The 18,863-nt window shown below is 59.0% G+C and carries 11 protein-coding genes; 1 reads left to right on the forward strand and 10 read right to left on the reverse strand.

Features of this window, described 5'->3' with window-relative positions; genetic code table 11:
• Positions 1–200: 200 nt before the first annotated feature.
• From AC2D8O_RS12355 to AC2D8O_RS12365, 3 genes are all read right to left on the reverse strand, one after another.
• The gene (locus AC2D8O_RS12355; RefSeq protein ID WP_484679137.1) at positions 201–2,606 is read right to left on the reverse strand and encodes an ABC transporter permease; all 2,406 of its coding nucleotides are present in this window, start codon (positions 2,604–2,606) and stop codon (positions 201–203) included.
• Between the two features lie 153 nt (positions 2,607–2,759).
• Positions 2,760–3,896: a CofH family radical SAM protein gene (locus tag AC2D8O_RS12360; RefSeq protein ID WP_484679138.1), complete on the reverse strand. Its 1,137-nt coding sequence runs from the start codon at positions 3,894–3,896 to the stop codon at positions 2,760–2,762.
• Between the two features lie 83 nt (positions 3,897–3,979).
• Complete coding sequence (locus tag AC2D8O_RS12365) at positions 3,980–5,425, reverse strand: hypothetical protein (RefSeq protein WP_484679139.1); 1,446 nt, start codon at positions 5,423–5,425, stop codon at positions 3,980–3,982.
• A 336-nt stretch (positions 5,426–5,761) separates the two neighbouring features.
• Between AC2D8O_RS12365 and AC2D8O_RS12370 the strand changes: the two genes are divergently transcribed.
• Positions 5,762–6,490, forward strand: coding sequence for a hypothetical protein (locus tag AC2D8O_RS12370; RefSeq protein WP_484679140.1), 729 nt, complete (start codon positions 5,762–5,764; stop codon positions 6,488–6,490).
• Between the two features lie 15 nt (positions 6,491–6,505).
• Here the strand turns inward: AC2D8O_RS12370 and AC2D8O_RS12375 are convergent, their stop codons facing one another.
• The 7 genes from AC2D8O_RS12375 to AC2D8O_RS12405 all read right to left on the reverse strand — a co-directional run bounded on the left by AC2D8O_RS12375 (position 6,506) and on the right by AC2D8O_RS12405 (position 18,735).
• Positions 6,506–7,462, reverse strand: coding sequence for an NAD(P)H-dependent flavin oxidoreductase (locus AC2D8O_RS12375; RefSeq protein ID WP_484679141.1), 957 nt, complete (start codon positions 7,460–7,462; stop codon positions 6,506–6,508).
• Between the two features lie 37 nt (positions 7,463–7,499).
• Positions 7,500–8,576, reverse strand: coding sequence for an alkane 1-monooxygenase (locus AC2D8O_RS12380; protein ID WP_484679142.1), 1,077 nt, complete (start codon positions 8,574–8,576; stop codon positions 7,500–7,502).
• Positions 8,577–8,640: 64 nt separating this feature from the next.
• Positions 8,641–9,258 carry a hypothetical protein gene (locus tag AC2D8O_RS12385; protein ID WP_484679143.1) on the reverse strand — a complete coding sequence of 206 codons (618 nt, stop codon included), beginning with the start codon at positions 9,256–9,258 and terminating at the stop codon, positions 8,641–8,643.
• Positions 9,259–9,300: 42 nt separating this feature from the next.
• A complete protein-coding gene (locus AC2D8O_RS12390) occupies positions 9,301–10,389 on the reverse strand; it encodes a cyanophycinase (RefSeq protein WP_484679144.1) in 1,089 nt (362 codons plus the stop codon).
• A 74-nt stretch (positions 10,390–10,463) separates the two neighbouring features.
• The gene (gene rfbC, locus AC2D8O_RS12395) at positions 10,464–11,012 is read right to left on the reverse strand and encodes a dTDP-4-dehydrorhamnose 3,5-epimerase (protein WP_484679145.1); all 549 of its coding nucleotides are present in this window, start codon (positions 11,010–11,012) and stop codon (positions 10,464–10,466) included.
• Positions 11,002–11,949: a UDP-glucuronic acid decarboxylase family protein gene (locus AC2D8O_RS12400; protein WP_484679146.1), complete on the reverse strand. Its 948-nt coding sequence runs from the start codon at positions 11,947–11,949 to the stop codon at positions 11,002–11,004. Before AC2D8O_RS12400 ends, rfbC begins: the two co-directional genes overlap by 11 nt.
• 48 nt (positions 11,950–11,997) lie before the next feature.
• Positions 11,998–18,735 (reverse strand): PAS domain S-box protein, encoded by a 6,738-nt coding sequence (locus tag AC2D8O_RS12405; protein ID WP_484679147.1) that lies wholly within the window; start codon positions 18,733–18,735, stop codon positions 11,998–12,000.
• Positions 18,736–18,863 lie beyond the last annotated feature (128 nt).

Genomic DNA, 18,863 nt, shown 5'->3' on the forward strand with positions numbered 1-18,863 from the left:
ATGTCTAACCGCTTAATGCATTGCCATTAACACGGCATACAAACGTTTGGCAGTAACGGAAATTCTGTAAATAGGGCCGCTTTTTTGAGGCATGGCCTGTCACAGTGCCTGAAACCAGGCAGAGCCAGGCGCTTCCCCGTCTCCCCAAAACAGCACAGCCCCTTGAAAGGGGCTGCAACAGGGTCGGCTGAAAGCCGCACTTACTCTGACCGCAGAATGTCTACTGGCTTGGCACTGATGTAGCGAAGCGCCTGCGAACCTACCGCCAATAGGCCACAGGCTACCAGAATTCCCACGGCCTCCAGATACAGGCCTACCGTCAGGTCTATGCGTTTGGCAAAGAGTTCCAGAAACCGTCCGGCCAGGAACATGGCCAGTGGCAGGGCCAGGGCTACCGCTACCGCCAGTAACACCAAAAAGCGGCTAGAAAAGCTGCGAAACAGACTCAAATGCCCAGCGCCCAGCACTTTACGCACCCCGGCTTCGCGGCGACGGGTCTGGGCCTCGTAGGCCGCCATGCCCAGCAGCCCTAACGACGCGATCGTAATGGCAAGCAGCGCTACAAAACCCAGCACTTTCTTCATGTCGATTGCCACCGCAAAGCTCTCGGCCATCTGGTGCTCATAGAGTTTCAGATCCATCGCTTCGCGTGGGTTGTGCCGTGCCCAGATGGCTTTCAATGCGGCAAGCGTCTGTGGGTCCTGTGGGTCGCGCACGGCTATCACTGCATGCCGCAGCCGTTGGCCATTGGCCCGGAACAGCACGGGCGGCATCTCCTGCATCATGCTGCCATATACAATGTCGGCCACCACGCCTATTACCTCTACTACCGAAGTGTCTTTGGCGTTGTAAATCTCAAAAGTGCGGCCCACAGCCTCTCCAGGGGTCGAAGCCCCCATACGGCGGGCAGCTGTCTCGTTCAGCAGCACATACCGGTCGCCGCCAGTGGGTACCTCCGCCGGAAAGTCTCGGCCGGCCAGCAATTCCAGCTCCATCATGCGCCGGGTATTCGGGCTCATGAACGTCTGCGACATATCCACTGGCTCGGGTTCCCCGGCCCACTTCACCCGTGTTTGATAAAAGTTGCCCCCACCCCAGGCCGGAGCCATGCCTGTTACCTCCTCTACACCTGGAGCATTGCGCAACTCTGCCTCCAGCGTGGCATAGGCTGCATTTCCAACATCCAGTATATACAGGTTCTGGGTTCTGAATCCTGGGTTCACCTGATACAGATGGTTCACCTGACGACTCAGTACCAGCGTAAACACGATGAACAGCAGCGATATCGCGAATTGCCCCACCACCAGCGCCCGACGCAGATTCAGGCGCTTCATCAGCCGGAAATTGCCGTCGCCTCTCAACACGCGCATGGGGTTAAGTCGGGCCAATGCCCAGGCGGGCAACACCCCACCCAACACGCCCACCAGCAGCGTAAAAAGCAGAAACACCAACAGCACCACAGGTGTTACTGCCAGCTCCACTTTCAGATACTGGTTCAGTTGCAGTGCTTTGAAACCTGGTATCAATTGCCGCAGCAGTATCAGCCCCAGCCCCAGCGACAGCAACGCCATCAGCGTACTTTCAGCCAGAAACTGCCAGAAGATGTCGGCGCTTCGGGCGCCAGAGGTTTTGCGGATACCGACCTCGCGGCTGCGTACCAGCATGCGGCTCAGCGACAGATTCGTGTAGTTGAAGGCTGCTGTCAGCATCACCACCATTGCCAGCACCGACAGAAACAGCAGCACCGACCCCGGCAGAAAGAAACCCAGGTCGTTGCCAAGGCCGTTGAAATCCGTCGCTACCGAGGTCAGCGGCTGCGCACGGAATGCCAGAGTCACATTCTCGCGGCGCGAGTCTTGCCGCACGCCACTGTAGCGGCCCAGCACTGCTTCCAGCTGCCCCAGTTGAGCAGTGTTGTCCAGCACCACGTACAGATAGTCGTTGTAATGGTTCACCCAGGGATCCTCTTTCAGCACGGGATCGGCAGCGAGGGCCTCCAACGTCGGCATGAGTTCATACGACAGCAGGGCCTGAGGCGTCAGATGGGTACGGCCTTCGGGTTGTTGCATTACCCCCGTCACGGTAAATGCACCCAGCTCGCCCAGTATCACGGTTTTACCTAAGGCGCTCTCACGGCCAAACAGCGCCTCGGCCTGCGGAGCAGCCAGCACCAGGCCCCGAGCTGAGGCCAGCGCCGTCCGCCGATCGCCCTCCAACAGCGGGTGGGCAAAAACCTCGAAGAAACTGGCATCAGCTACCAGCAGTTCCAGCGGAATGCTCTTGTCACCTATGCTGGCCGGGCGCCGCAACCCCCGATGCAGCCGAACCATGCCTTTCAGGCCCGGAACTTCTGACTTGAGGTGATCGGCCAAGGGCCGAGGTGAAGTCGCCAGGTCTACACCCTCCCCATTCCGGCCTTCGGTTATGATCCGGTAGGTGGTTGCCGCATAGGGGTGCTGGCGGTCAACAGTGAAAGCCTCGTTTATCAGTGTCAGCACCAGCAGACAGACTGATAAACCCATAGCAAGGCCCACAACGTTGATGAAGGAGAACAGGGGTTGGCGCTTGATGCTGCGCCAGGCCACCCAGAAATAGCTTTTCAGCATGATACAGTCGTTTTGAGTAGAGCTGTAAAGCCCTTAACAAAACGCCTGCCACTTCACATAATAGGCCCCTGCTTGTGCACAGGGGCCTATTAGCCATACCACGACTGTCCGGCAGCGCACAGTTGCTGTTCGCCTCCGCCCACTCCAGACGGGTCAGTTGCTGGCAAGCACAGGCACCATGCGCGCTACTTCCGGCACTTCCCGGAACTGATAGATCTGGTTGCGAAGACGCGGCTCAAAGCCTGCCTCGATGATACATTTCTGAATCTCCTGCGCGGTGAAGCGGTACGGCGCACCCGCTGCCGACACCACGTTTTCCTCAATCATGATGCTGCCCATGTCGTTGGCGCCGGCATGCAGGCACAGCTGCGCAACTTTGGGGCCTACTGTCAGCCACGAAGCCTGAATGTTCTCGATGTTCGGCAGCATGATGCGGCTCAGCGCTATCATCCGCACGTATTCATCCGCACCAACACTGTTCCGCACGCCTTTCTTGCGCTGCAACAGCGTGCCGTCGTCCTGGAACGGCCACGGAATAAACGCCTTGAAGCCCATGCTGCCCGCCGGCTTTTCGGCCTGCACCGCACGGATGCGCACCAGGTGGTCGAACCGCTCCTCCAGCGTCTCGATATGCCCAAACATCATCGTCGCGCTCGACGGAATATCCAGCTTGTGGGCCTGGCGCATTACCTCCAGCCACTCTTCGCCCAGACACTTTCCATTGCTGATGAGGCGACGCACACGGTCGGCCAGTATCTCGGCGCCGGCGCCGGGAAGGCTGTCAAGGCCCGCTGCCTTCAGGCGGCGCAGGGTCTCATGGTAGCTGATGCCGCTTACCTCGCTGATGTGCACTATTTCTGGCGGACCCAGCGCGTGCAGGCGCAGGTTCGGGTACCAGCTCTTCAGCTTCGAAAAGGTCGTCTCGTAAAATTCGATGCCAAGCTCGGGGTGGTGTCCCCCCTGTAACAGCAACTGGTCGCCGCCCAGGGCAAACATCTCCTCGATCTTGCGCTTGTACGTGTCGTCATCGGTGATGTACGACTCGGGGTGACCCGGCACACGGAAGAAGTTGCAGAACTTGCAGTTGGCCACGCACACGTTCGTCGTGTTCACGTTCCGGTCGATCTGCCAGGTCACGATGCCCAGCGTGTCGGCTTTCTTCACCTTCCGGATCTCATTGGCCACGTACATGAGGTCCGTCAGCGTTGCCTGCTGAAACAGGTGAATACCCTCTTCGAGCGTCAAAAACTCTAACGCAAGGGCTTTATCGAGCAGTGCCTGTGTGTTCATCGTGCTGGGATAACGCGGCAAAGATAGCCGTCGTTGCACCTGCCCCAAAAAATTTTCAATTCATATTGAAAATTGCACAGGTGCTAGAAAACCTTCTTCCGGGCTTTCCAGTCTTCCAGCATCAGGTTGTAGTAGAAGCTGGTACTTTGTTTGGCGCGCACGTACAGATCCACCCGCAGGATGTTTTCCCAGTCGGGCGGAAACACCCGGATGGGTCGCTCTTTCACACGCTTCTTCTCCACATAGCCTGCCAGCATCCCCAGCGCCTCAATAACCGCCTTAGAGTCTTTCCGCTTCTTCAGGTGGTTTTTGTGCCGCTCTATCATGAAGAGGGTTTCGTCGGGATCCTGCTTGGCGTCTATCGCTGCCATCACTTCCATCAGTGCCATCAGCGGATTTTCGGCCAGTTCGGGGGCCTGCTGGCTGTAGTAGGTAATTTCCTCACGCGCCTGCGAGGGCAGGTGGGCCGCTATCAACATGGCCAGGCGGTAGAAGATGCAGCGGGTCTGCTGGTCGTCGGTGGGCTCGCCGGTGCGAATCACCGTGTCTACCTGCTTCAGGCCCTGCGGCAGGTCGTTCTCGTAGAAGTTGAACAGCGCGCAGGTCTCCAGATACGCTGGCAGGAAAGCCTGTCGGATCTCCGGCTTCAGCATGTCCACTTCTTTGTTCAGCTTGTAGATCATGCCCGTCAGCAGCAGGAAGTCGCCGCTGCGCAACCCACTCCGCAGGTACATGTTCACCAGCTCGAAGTATCGGTCTTCGGGCAGAATGGCGCCATTGCTGGTCAGCCGCTTGTGGTATTGTGCCAGCCGCCGGTGGTATTCGTCCGGCTGGTCCATGATCTGGTAATACAGCTGCTCGGTAGCCAGCTTTTCGAGTGTCAGGGGCAGGTTGTGTTCGTCGATGGCCAGGTCTTTCAGCTGGCTCATGAACTCGGCCGCCCGCTGTTGCACGGTGTCTTCGGGCAGGTCATCGTAATTCAACCGCAGCAGCCCCAACGATTCGCGAACACGCTTCAGCCTCGACTCCGGGTCGCTCGACTGACGCACTTCGTCTATCCGCGCCTGCAGGTCTTCATATTGCTTCAGGCTGGGCTCTTTCGTCAGCAGCAGGGCCTCCTGCTGGGTCTTCAGCGCCAGTTGCAGCTGCTCGGTGTTGCCCGAAGCCTGTGCGCTCTCCAGTGCCTCCTGCGACAGCATGGCCGCCGCATCTCCCATCCGTCGTTGCAGCAGTACCTGTGCACGGCCATACAGGCGAACAAACTGGTAACCTGGGTTCTGGCTGTTTGAATATTCCAGCAGCACTACCAGAATATCGTCCAGCAGCGCCCGCTTCTGCATCGAGTAGAAGGCCCGCGATACATCCTGGAAGTGCTCGGCGTACAGATTCTGGTCCAGCGTCTTCGAGTACACCTGGGTTTTGGCATACCCTTCGTAAATGCGCTGGAAACGATTTTCCCTCTTATGCAGCTGATACAGCCGCTTTTCTTCTTTGGCCAGCGAATGAATAAGGTCGAAGAGGATCTGCATGACGATGGGGAGGCTGCACGCGTGGTGATTCTTCGGTTCGCTGGTTCAGGTCAGGTCTGAATCGGGTGAAAAAGAGAGCGTTGGTCGGGATGTCTCTGCTTTTGCACCGTTAAATTACTGCTTTCACAGTTCTTAAGAAAAAAAGCCGCTACAATCCATCACCCATTTTGGGTAAGTATGGGAATGACAAGGCCATGTGTACAATAAGCAAAATGCATGCCGCAGTGCCGTTTGTCTCATTTTACCCAATTCTGGCGATTGCTTACCGCACAAGGAAACGCCTGCAATTGTGGAAAAATTCTTAGCTTAAGGCTAAGCATCTTAACTGTTCAGTGCATGAAAACCCTCAGCACTTCCTGGTTTGTAGAGGGCTCGCTCGACTTCGAGTACAAGCAGTATGTCCTCCTGGCTTACCTGCAGGAGGTTGACCTGTCCTACCGCCAGAACTGCCTGTATCCGCCATTGGCCGATCTCATCGCTCATTACCGTGCGCTGTCCTCTTTTCTGGAGGAAAAACAGCGACTGGCCGATACCTTCCCTCATCGTATCGTCGGCATGGATGCCGAGGCACTCCGCTGGATATTTGAGCGCACCGAAGACGACGATACCATCCTGGCCGAACTGGAAGCCATCGTCAGCTTTGCCTTGCCACGCATCTCGGCCCGCATGGAGCAGGGGCGCGAACTCTACGAAACTGTAGATGGCCGCCTGGGGCTGCTGCCCGTTGGTGTCATGCCACTGTACCGCAACGAAGGCTACATCCTCCTGCGCCGTGCCACCCTGCCCGATGTCCCTGCCTATCGCTTCACCATCAGCACCTTTGTGCCGCCACCTGGCGATGCCCGCGAGCGCATGATCGGCATTCATCTGGCGCCCGTTACCGTGTTCACCTACAGTCTCACCATGCCCTACGAGCAGATGAAGCGCGAGCTCATCCACGCCCAACCCGATCTGCCAAACCCAGCCACCTACGCCGTCGAATCCGAGCTCGCCGTACCCCTCGACGCCACCCTGCTGCCCATTGCCAAGCGCCGCCTCCTCCGCGAGGTCGTCCGCGCAGCCTGAGCGCAGCCAGCCGCTTCACCACTTTCCGCCGGCCGCAATTGCAGCCTTCAGAAGGGCATACTCGGCCAGCATTTCCCGCACCACTTCGGCGGCGGGCGTCAGTTGGTCTATGAGGCCAGCCACCTGACCTATTTCCAGTTCGCCCTCGGTCATATCGCCTTCAAACATGCCCTGTCTGGCGCGGCCCTTGCCCAGCAATGCCATCAACTCTTCCCGACTGGCGCCACGGGCTTCGGCGGCCGCCACTGCATCGGCAAAGGCATTGCGCAGCAGCCGCACCGGCACCAGTTGTTTCATTTGCAGCCGGGTAGCGTCTTCGCCAGCGGCTACCACCGCCTCCTTGAAGTTCGGGTGACTGCTGGCCTCGGGCGTTGCCACAAACCGCGTACCCACCTGCACCCCATCGGCCCCCAGCGCCATCGCTGCCAGCATGCCAGCCCCAGTAGCTATGCCGCCCGCCGCTATGATGGGCAGGTCGATGGCTTTGCGCACCATCGGTATCAGCACCATCGTCGTCAGCTCGGCGGCACCATTGTGCCCACCTGCCTCAAAGCCCTCGGCCACTACGGCATCGCAGCCCGCAGCCTGGGCTTTCTCGGCAAACTTCACTCCCGGCACCACATGCACCACCGTGCAGCCGGCGGCTTTCAGCCGCGGCACCACCAGTTTGGGATTGCCCGCGCTGGTGAAGAATATGCGCACGCCACCGGCCAGCGCCACCTGTATCTGCTCTTCCACCCGATGATACAGCAGCGGCAGGTTCACGCCAAAAGGCCAGTCAGTGGCGGCTTTGCATTTGGCTATGTGCTCGGCCAGCAGTTCGGGGCTCATGCTGCCTGCACCCAGCAGGCCCAGCCCGCCCGCATTGCTCACGGCGCTGGCCAGCCGCCAGCCGCTGGCCCACACCATTCCCGCCTGCACGATGGGCACAGATACACCCAGCAGGTTACATACCCGGTTTGCTTCAAACATCCTTCAAGTTGCGCAGGCGCTGCGCCAACTGCAAGCGTCAGGCTTTTGCCTGGGCGGCACGCCGGGCCAGGTGCTCCTCCAGCCGCTTGTCCACAACATGGAAGAACAGCGGCGGCACCATCGCCAGCAGCAGCATACCCGAATAACCCGTAGGCAGCACGGGGCTGCTCTCGTGGTGTTTCAACTCGTGGAAATGGCGGGCACCGTGGGCATGGTGGTCGCTGTGGCGGGTCAGGTCTACCATGAAGAAGCGCGTGCCGTGCTCACTGATCCACGCATGACCCGGGTCTACCCGCGTGATTTTGTCGCGGCGCAGGCCGTAATGCTGTATGTAGTTCACAAACTCCAGCAGGAAGTTGGCCAGCACGGCCTGTCCCAGCCAGGCTATCACGCCCGCCCAGCCCAGCCAGTAGTACAATGCGGCGCATAGCAGCACCGCCAGCACCACCGATACCACACCGTAGTTGGTGGGCCCCCAGGCCCATTTGCCTTCTTTGCGCAGCCGCTCGGCCTCCAGAACAAACGTGTCTTTTACCTGCCCATAGATAGACCGCAGCAGAAAGCCGTACAGGGTCTCGCCTTTGCGGGCGCTGGTGCTGTCGTCGTCGGTGCCAACCAGCTTGTGGTGTACCCGCACGTGGGCTACATAGAAATAGATGTTGCCTGCCGAGAACAGCAGAAACTTGCTGCCCCAGATCCAGAAAGCCTCTTTGCGGTGGCACAGTTCGTGCCCCACTACAATGGCGCCCGAACCCGAATACGCGCCCGTGCTCAGTATGGCGGCAAACAGGCCCCAGCCCGTCAGCACACCCGTATGTATCCCCCAGAACAGCGAGCCCAAACACGCGGCCTGTGCCAGTAGATGCAGAAACAGTACGATGTTGGGCACCGTCTCGTCGTCACCGGTATGGGCATTGTCATCTACCTGTGGCGCCAGGCGTTCCAGCAGCGCCAGCCCTATGAACGAGAAAGCGTAGTTGGTGAAGGCCCACCAGCCGCCTGTCAGGTTGCCGAACACCACCAGCACGGCAGGGGTCAGGCCCAGAAAGTACAGGGCATTGCGCAGCGCAGGCCGCAGCAAAACACGGGGTGAAGGCGAGACAACGGTTTGCATGGCAGGGAAAATGAGTCTCTACAAGATAACATGCAGAGACCCAATTGTGCCAGCGCCATTGTAGTTATTCGCCTTCGCCTGCGTAGGGCGCCGTTGTATCCAGCTGCTCTGGCTCGGGGGCACGCTGCGTCCGGAAACCCACAATGGTACGGTCGCTCGGCAGAGTGTCGCGCGAGTACAGGGCGCTGGAGTGCACACCCATGTCAAACGCCTTGATCAGCAGTTGATCTATTGCCGGGCGGTCCATCAGACTGGGATGGCTGAACACGCGCAGTTCCTGAGTAGGGGGCTCATTACCCTGCACGGCATGGCCTACGATGCTCACCACAATCTCCCCATTCAGGGCAGGGGCAAAGTACAGCTGAAAGCCCGCTTCTATCAGCCCACAGTATTGCTTGCTTTCAGGATGATGAAACGTTGCCACGGGGCGCGGCTGGCTGTACAACAGCACCGTCATCAGCTGATGGTTCTCGTAAACCACCCCTTCGCTCTCCATGCGCGCATACATCGTCTCCACCGTCAGGTTGTCACGGAAATAAGGTACCCGTTCCTGTACGGCCTTCACCACCTCGGTCAGGTAGGCCAGGAGCTCCTGGCTCTTGTCGCGCCAGGCCAGAAAACGGTTTTCCACTTCGGATATCTCGCGCGTATACAGCGCGGCAGCTTCCAATACGGCTTTCATACTGGCAAGATAGAAAAAGCCGATGGCCTGCTGGTGCTGGGGCTACCAGTCGCTGGGCTCCACTTCCTGCTGCCGTGTACTTGACACCAGCGTCAGTTTGCCTTCGGTCACCGTCAGATCGTACCACCTGAAGGTTTTACCCCTGTTTCCGCCATACCAGTGTGCTACGTCAAACCACTGTTCCATCTTCCGGTCGGCCTTCACCTCCAGCACACGGATAGGCCGTGCGGCCGTACCCCATGTCAGGGGCTTGCCAGCTGACAGTTGAACGGGGGCACCTGCGATGTCCGGCTGAATGAACCAGGCGCTCCTCTTGCCCAACACCCGCGCTTCTCCAACGCCGTTCACAATCACGGCTGTCTCCTCGTCCACCCCGATACCATACACCGGGCCGTTGTGCATTTCCCGGGCCCGGGCAATAAAAGCCAGATGCCGCCCCATACGGTTGCGGGCCATGTAATGCTGGTCTACTACTACCCTGCCCAGAAAAGGCAGACCCAGAAAATCCTGCCGCCCGATGGTCACCCGATGCCCATAGGGGTCGGCCAGCACTTCTTCTGTCGCAAGGTTCTCTTCATCAGGCCGCAGGGCCGTTGCGTCAAAATAATAGCCCGACAGAATTGCAGCCCCGGCGCTTGTCCCGCTCACGATTCCCTGCTTCTCAGCGTGTACAAACCGAATGGCGTCGGCCAGTGGCGTCCCCTTCCAGTAGCGGGCATACAGCGCCTGATCCCCACCAGCGATAAACACCACCTCAGCCAGCTGCACGCGGCGGGCTACCGCCGAGTCCATCGCATCTTCCCGGCTGTCTATCAGCAACGTCTCTACCGAGTTCAGCTTGCCTTTGGCCAGCTTCCAGAGGTAAGACGTGTAAGCGTTGCCGCCCGCTGCACGCAACACCACCATATCGCCACCATCGGCCTGCTCTATCATCCAGCGGAAGGCCGGGTCAAAGTCGCGCCCACCACCCATAATGACAATCGCCTGTGTTGGGGAGGATTCCACGTCCGTGCTGCTGCCCAGCCGACCAAAGCTTTGAGGCAGCCGCGACAATTCAGCGGCCTGGTTGTCGTCCTGCCCAAAAACGGGGACATTCAGCAGCAGAGCCGCCAGCAGCAGTAGATAATGCATACGGTAAGATAGCGCACCCAACCCTATTGTCCATCGCTGGGGGTAGGGTGTAAGAGTAGGCCTGCGCAATTCTCTCAAAACTCCGACACCAGCTCGGCCAGCGTGGGGTTCTCGAGGTCTTTGTCAGAGAGAATGGGGTCGGTCACGCGCCAGTCAATACCCAACGCGGGGTCGTTCCACAGCAGGCCGCCTTCGCTGGGGCGGTTGTAGGGCGCTGTGCATTTGTAGAAGAACAGCGCAGTGTCGCTCAGCACCGAGAAGCCGTGCGCAAAGCCTGGGGGCACATACAGCATCGTCCGGTTGGCCTCCGTCAGTTCTATCGTGAAGGCTTTGCCATACGTGGGGCTGCCCCGGCGGATGTCCACCACTACGTCCAGCACCACTCCCTGTAGGGCGCACACCAATTTGCCCTGCGCATGCGGTGGCCGCTGAAAATGCAGCCCGCGCAGTGTGCCTTTGGTGCTGAATGAAAGATTGTCCTGCTCAAAGCGCGCCGTCAGCCCCTGTTCGGCAAGGGCGGCTTCAGCATGCAGTTCCAGAAAGTAGCCACGGCTGTCGCCAAAAACTTGGGGCTGCACTATCAGCAGCCCCTCCATATCGGTCTGGCTTACCTTAAACGGCATTCACCTTCTTTTTGAAGTAGTCCAGTGTCAGCTTCAGGCCTTCGGCGCGGCCAACTTTGGGCTCCCAGCCCAGTACGGTGCGGGCGCGGGTAATGTCGGGGCGGCGCTGTTTGGGGTCGTCCTGTGGCAGTGGGTTGTGCACGATGCGGCTGCTGCTCTCGGGCAGGTTGGTCAGCACCTCCTTGGCAAAGTCCAGGATGGTAATCTCATCCGGATTGCCCACGTTTACTGGCCGCGTCTCGTCCGACAGCAGCAGGCGGTAGATGCCTTCAATCAGGTCCGACACGTAGCAGAAGCTGCGGGTCTGGCTGCCGTCACCAAACACAGTGATGTCCTCGCCACGCAGCGCCTGGCCTACGAAAGCGGGCAGTGCGCGGCCATCATCGAGGCGCATGCGCGGGCCATAGGTATTGAAAATGCGTACGATACGGGTTTCTACACCGTGAGCACGGTGGTAAGCCATGGTCATAGCTTCCATGAAACGCTTGGCTTCGTCGTAGCAGCCGCGCGGGCCAATGGGGTTCACATGGCCCCAGTATTCTTCGTCCTGCGGGTGCACCTGCGGGTCGCCATACACTTCGCTGGTGCTGGCAACCAGTACACGGGCCCCCTTGGCACGGGCCAGGCCCAGCACACGGTGCGTGCCCAGTGCCCCTACCTTCAGCGTCTGGATGGGAATTTTCAGATAATCGATCGGGCTGGCAGGCGACGCAAAGTGTAGGATGTAGTGCAGTTCGCCTGGCACGTGGATGTAGTTCGTCACGTCCACATGCTGGAACACGAAGTCCGGATGGCCGAAAAGGTGCTCGATATTCGACATGCTGCCTGTCACCAGATTGTCCATGACAATCACACGATAGCCTTCGGCAATCATACGGTCGGCCAGATGGGAGCCCAGAAACCCGGCCCCACCGGTAATCAATACGGTCTTCTTCATGCGTTACCAGAACTAATGGTGGGCAAAACTAGCCAAAAAACCCCGCCCTCAGGACTCCATCGGTATCTCTACCCGGGGCTGCGGGGTGTCGGTTTTGCCAAAATGCAGCTCAAACTGGCTCCCCTTCTCGTCGGTATGCACCACTAGTTTCGCCTGTAACTGGCGCGTAATCATGGTCACCAGGCGCAGACCCAATGATGTTGCCTGTTCAATCTTGAAATCGGCAGGCAGGCCAATCCCGTTGTCCGAAATGCGCAGCGATACCAGTTGGCCCTCCACCGACTCGGCTTCTACCCGGATTGTACCGGGCTGGTTGTTCGGGAAGGCATACTTCAGCGCATTCGATATCAGTTCATTGATGATGAGTCCCAGCCGCATGGCCTTGTCCAGGTCCATCAACACGGGTTGCACATCAACCTGAAACGCCACTGGCTGGTCATTGCCAAAGGTCTGCGAGATGTACGCCAGCAGGTTCGACACATACTCGTCGAACTCGATGTTATGCAGGTCACGGCTCTGGTAAAGCTTCTCGTGCACCAACGCTATCGAGTAGATACGCGCCTGCGACTCGCGCAGCAGCGCCACCACCCGCTCGTCCTCGGTGCTGTCGCTCTGAAACTCCAGCAGACTCGACACCACCTGCAGGTTGTTCTTCACTCGGTGGTAAATCTCCTGCAACAGCACTTCCTTCTCTCGCACAGAAGCCCGCAGGCGGTCTTCCGCGCTCTTGCGGTCTGCAATGTCGCGCAGGTTCGCTACGATGGCCCCCACCCCTTCGTTCGACAAAAGGTTGGTGCCCTGCGCCTCAAAGTAGGCCCAGTTACCATCCTTCTTCCGCATCCTGAATTCTACTGCAATGGTCTCGGCAGGATTTAACAGCGCCCGGGTCATCGCCTGCTCAAACGTCGGAAGCTCAGACGGATGGATGAGCGACAGCAGATCGCTGCCTACCAGTTCCACTGGCTCGTATTGCAAAATCCGCTGCACCGCAGGCGTCACATACCGACAGATGCCTTTCTCATCAAAGGTCATGATGATGTCAGACGAGTTTTGCAGCAGCGCCCTGAAGCGCTCTTCACTCGAACGCAACGCCTGCTCGGCAGCTACCCGCTCGGTAATGTCTTCCAGCAGCGCAAGGCCGCGTATCAGGCCAGTCGGCTGATCGGTCAGGTGTGTTACCGTCATTTTTACCCAAATGAGCCCGCCATCCCGTCGCACACAGCGCTTCTCCAGTTGGTAAGAGGCAATCTCACCGTTCATCAGCTGTTGCAATGACCGCTCTTCCAGGCTCACATCTTCCAGGTACGAAATCTCCCGGATGTTCATCGTCAGCAGGTCGTCTTCGCTGTAGCCCAGCAGTTGACACAGCGCCGAGTTTACCTGCTTCAGCGCTCCGTCGCGCGACCAGATGCCGATACCTATCGGTGCCGACTCAAAAATGGCCCGGAAGCGCACCTCACTCTCGGCCAACGCATTCAGTGCCTTCCGAAGGTCGGTTACATCCTGCAGCATCAGCACACCGGCAAACACCACCCCCTCCGAGTTTTTCACCGGCACTGTGTGCACGCGGTAAAAGCGGCCATTCAAGGCCAGTTCATTTACTGCGGGCTCGCGCAGCAGGGCAATGTCGAAATACCGCGCCAAAGGCCGGTACAACTCTGGCGTAAGTACACGCTCCACTGGGCGGCCTTCCATGTCGCGGCGATCCAGCCCCAGTTCTTCCAGCAGCTGCCCCCCTGCCACCAGAAAACGCTTGTTCAGGTCAAACAGGAACACCGACCCTCCCGGGAAGTGCTGCACCAGCGTTCTATACAGGCTCTCAGAGCGGCGCAGGGCTTCGTCTTTCTGCTTACGCTCGGTAATGACCGTTACGTTGGCCAACAGTTCTTTCACCCGGCCATCCGTGCCAATCCGCAGCGGGGTCTCGCGGCTGTGCAGCCACTCCCACTTGCCTGCCGCGTTGCGGTAGCGCAATTCCATTTCCATATGGGCACCATGCGGCTTGCGCAACAGGGCCCGGCGTCGTTCCAGCATCACAACCAGATCATCTGGGTGTGTATGGCCCAGAAACACATCGCCTTGCATGTTTACCCCTACATCATGCCCACACAGCTCGGCACGGTTGCAGTACGTTACCTCCCAGGTTTCCGCATTGGCAATGATGATGAAGTCGGGCGAGTTCTCGGCAAGCGATCGGAAGCGCGACTCGCTCTCCGCCAGCGATATCTCCGCCAGTTTGCGCTGGGTTATGTCCACAATCGACCCCTCCAGAAATGCCACCTCCCCCGAAACCGAATCCGGCACCGCCCGGATCTGCTGCTCCACCCACACCGACTCCCCGTCTTTATAGCGCGTCAGAAGGTATTCATACGTATGCACCTTGTTGTCATGCAACAGGTCGCTCACTACGCGGTTGCGGATGGCCGGGTCGGGATACAACTTCACGATACGGCCCTCTGTCACCTGCATCAGCTGCTCAGGGCTGTCATATCCCAGTATCTCAGCGAATGTCTGGTTGATATTCAGTATCAGCCCGTCGGTCGACGTCTGGAACATTCCCTCTACGGCGTTTTCGAAGATGGTCCGGTACAGCTCTTCGGCATTCCGCAAGGCGGCCTCTGCACGCTTGCGGGCAGTGATATCCTGCACGGTCCCTTCGATAAACAGGGGCTTGCCGTCTATGTCACGCACCAGCCGCGCATTCTCCGACACCCAGATTCGCTCTTTGTCCTTCCGGATGATTTCAAATTCATAGCCCTGCACGCGTCCCTCGGTCATCAGGGTGTCAATCAGCAACGTACGGGCTGCCGGATCAGCATATACCTGGGTGGCCAGGTTGTTGATGTCGGCCAGAAACGCCTCGGCAGTGTCATAGCCATGCAGGCGAGCCATCGTCGGGTTCAGCATCAGCACTTGGCCCTCCAGCGACGACCGGAAAATACCCTCCACCGAGTTCTGGTAGATACTGCGGTAACGTTCTTCTGCTTCGGCCAGTGCCGACTGTGCCCGCCGCCGCTCTGTGATGTCGGTAATGCGCACCAGCAGAAAACTGCGCGTTACTACTGTGATGCGCTTTACCGCAAGCGAGCCCCAGAACACCTCGCCCGTCACGGTCGAAAACTCCTCTTCTTCATCCAGTATTGTTTCCAACTGCCCCCGGAGGTTGTTGCTTTCGGCCAGGCGTTCCACCAGAGGCCTCAGCACAATGCGCCGCAGGAGCGCGGCATCCCGATTGCCCCGCACCCCAAACATCTCCATTGCACGGGTGTTGAAGTCTTCCAGCACCATCGTCCGGTCATCAACCAGGAACAGTGCATCGGCCGAACCATTGAAGATGGCTTGGAACAGGCGTTCGGTTTCAACCCGGGCATTCACAATCTCGCGCTGCGCCGTGATATCGTTCACCCGCACGATCTGCAGTTGCTCTTTTCCGAAGTGGATGTTCTTGACCGCCAGCGCCCCCCAGAAGTAATTGCCCTTGAACGTCCGGTAATGAACTTCCATCTGGAACACACCGCCCTCGTTCACGATTTCTTCAGCCGCGGATATCTCCGCGGGCGACATCGGTTCGGCGTGCATCGATACGCCCCACTTACCTTTCAGCTCGGCCTTAGAGTCGGCCTCAAACATCTGCACCGCCCGTTGGTTGCAGTCTACAATGAGGCGGGTCTGCTGGTTCACGATGAACAATGCGTCAGCCCCATCTTCATAAATCACCCGCATCATCTCCTGGCTCTCCCGCAGAGCCTGCTCCACCTGCTTCTGTGCCGTGATGTCCTGCACTGTGCCCACCAAACGCGTAGCCCCACTTTCAGTGCGCCCCGCTACCCGCATACGGCCCTGTAGCCACACTACCTGGCCATCACCATCGGGCTGGGCCAGCCGAAACTCCGCCACACCCTCCTCCGACGCTTTGCCACGATACACCTGCCGAATGGCTTTCCGCAGTGTATCAATGTCATCCGGATGTATCAACAGGAAGAACTGGTCCCCAGTCAGAGGCGCACGCCCAAAGGGATAGCGAAACACCCGGTACATTTCCTCTGACCAGTATACCGACCCCGTTTCCGGCAATATCTCATAGTTGCCAATCTTCGACAGCTGTTGTGCTTCGGCCAGAATCGTCTCCTGCTTCCGCAGCGCGTCTTCATACCGCTTCCGGTCAGTGATATCGCGGTTGTTCAGCACCAATCCCTGTATCGACGGGTTCCCCAGTTGGTTGGTCGCAATGGTTTCAACAGCCAGATAATGCCCTGCGCTGTGCCGCAGGCGGTACTCCACTGTATCCACGCCGTTGGCATTGCTGCCCAGTTGCGTAAACCGCAGCCGTACCCACGTACGGTCGTCAGGATGCACAAACTCCAGCAGCGGCCGCCCCAGTAGTTCGCTCTCTCCACAGCCCAGAAAATGCCAGGTCACAGGGCTCACATACGTGATTACCCCATCAGCGTCCAGCACAAGTATGAGGTCGTAGGAATGCGCCACGAGCCCCTGAAACCGCTCTCGGCTTTCGATGAGGCTGCGCTCCACTTCTATGCGCTCGGTCACCAACTGGGCCACGCCAATTACACCTGAAATCTGCCCCTGCACATCGCGTCGCACCTGAGCCCGAGCCTCTATCCACTCGCCCCGGAACGGGAACAGCCAGTGGGTGTCTTCCACCTTCCCATCCAGCAGTTGCCGTATCGGCTCCACCAACGAGGGATCGCCTACCATTTCTTCCATTCGCTGACCAATCACCTGCGCTCCTGTCTGCAATACCTGCATCAACTGCCCGGTCATCAGCCGCACACAGCCATCACTGTCCAGCTCAAAAATCGCTACTGGCAGCTGCTGTACCAGACTGCCAATGCCCGCTCCCAGTAAGCCCTCGGCCACATCGCCTTGAAAGTCGGGCCGCTTCAGTTGAAACCGCAGCGACCACCCCGGCATGCCCGTCACCCCACGTATCGGCTCCAGGTGCACAAAGTAATCGGCCTCGTTCACTGGCGACCGGAAACTCATTGTCCGTCGGCCCGCTTCTCGGTTACGCAGCCATTGAAAGTCGTGGAGGTCCGGCACCAGTTGTCCGATTGGCTCCCCGGCTATCTCCTCCGACACCGTACCCAGTATACGGGCCGCCGCACGGTTTGCCAGACTGATGTTTCCTGCCGAGTCCAGCCACATCAGCGGAATACTCAGCTGGTCCAGAAGGCTCAATAGCCCCTGCTCCTGCATACGGGCACTTATGTCAGTGCCGCCCATCGTCACCCGCTGCACATAGCCGGTCAGGCCTTCCACCATGCCGTTCATCAGTATCGGCGAGCACCCGATACGTACTGGCACCGAAAGATCATCGCCCAACAGCACCTCAACTTCCACCGACACTGGCCCTTCGCCTCGCAGGGCTCTACCAAGACGCTCGCGCAGCAGGTCCTGATACTGCTCCTCCATTACGCCAATCAAGTCCTCAATCCGCTCTGGCATCTGGCTGTTGTCCAGCGCCAGCACCCGCAGCGCCTCCTGGCTCCAGACAATCCGGTCGTAGGTCAGGCTGTAGTCCCACGAGCCAATACCTGCCAGCACCGAAGCCTTCTGCAGCTGTTGCAGTTCGGTACGCAGCTGTCCTTCCCGCTGCCGCAGTGAGCTTTCCTGCGCCCGGCGCTCCGACACATCCTGCAACGTCACAAATGCGCCCCGCAGCTTTTGCGAGGTATCATAGGCTGGCTGCGCCGACATCTGAAGACAGCGCACTACGGTATCGCCCTGCGTCTGGGTCAGTAGCTGAACAAACGGCAGGCCTTTCTCCACCAGTCGCAGCGCATGCCGCTTCAGCTGCTCCAGTTCCTCAAACGGCAGATACTTCACAAGCTCGCGCGGCGCAAAGTACCGCTGGGTGCCCAGTATGTTCAGCAGCCGGCACACTTCGTCCGACAGATGCACCATGCCGGTGCCGTGGTCATATTCGGCCCAGCCCAGCCGCGCACTGCGCAGGGCTTTGCCATGCAGCATCACCTGCTGTCGAAGATTGCTGGCCGCTTCTCGGTCTTCGTGCTTGGAAAGAAAAATGCAAGCCACCTCACCGGGGGCGGTGCTGACAATCCGGCATGTATATACCCCCTGCCCCATCACGCCGCCAGCCAGCGTCACGGGCACTTCCACCATCTCGCCCGTCTCCCCAGCCTGCAACAGGCCTTGCCGCAGCCGCGACACCGATGTAGAGGCGAAAATCGACTCTGCCAGCTCGCCAAACCAGTTTTCCAGTGGCGGTATGTCTTCGCCCTGGCGCTGCGCCAGCGCGCCCATGCACCGCCCATCCTGACGGAACAGAACCGTAAAATAGGGTGTCTGATTGGCCAAGGCACGTATCTGCGCCTGGGCCACCATGTCGCCCGCCGACTCCTGTGTAGGCTTGGGCAGCAGCAATACCACTGTTCCGGGTGCCAGTTGCATCAGCCGGCCCCGCAACTGACGGCCTTTCGGCGTCATCAGCGCGACGTCAAGCGGATCGGCAAATGGGGTCATCAGAGCTATTTTCTCCAACACCGAGGCCACAGAGTCCGGCAACAGCGTCTCCAGACTTCTGGGTGGGCGCCCCCCGCGCTTGGCGTCTGTCAGCAGCGTACGCGCCAACGCATTGTATCGCAGGAATGTCCCCTCTGCATCCATCAGCACTATCCCATTCCCGGCGGCGGCGGCCATGGCCGTTGCCAACATCCACAGACGGTCAAGCTCTACCTGTGGCAGGGCCTCGCCCGTCAGTCCTGGGTCGGTAGGTTCGTACGTGGTGTTTGTTTCCTCTGCCATGCAGCGCGTGCGGGGGCCGTCACCCTTGCTTATCCTCGAAATTTACCGCTTTACCCAACATCTCGGTTGCTCACATACAGCCTCAAAGGCGTTTTATTCCCTGTGCCCAATTATCAAACCCACCTATA

Source organism: Pontibacter sp. T17, assembly GCF_057219875.1.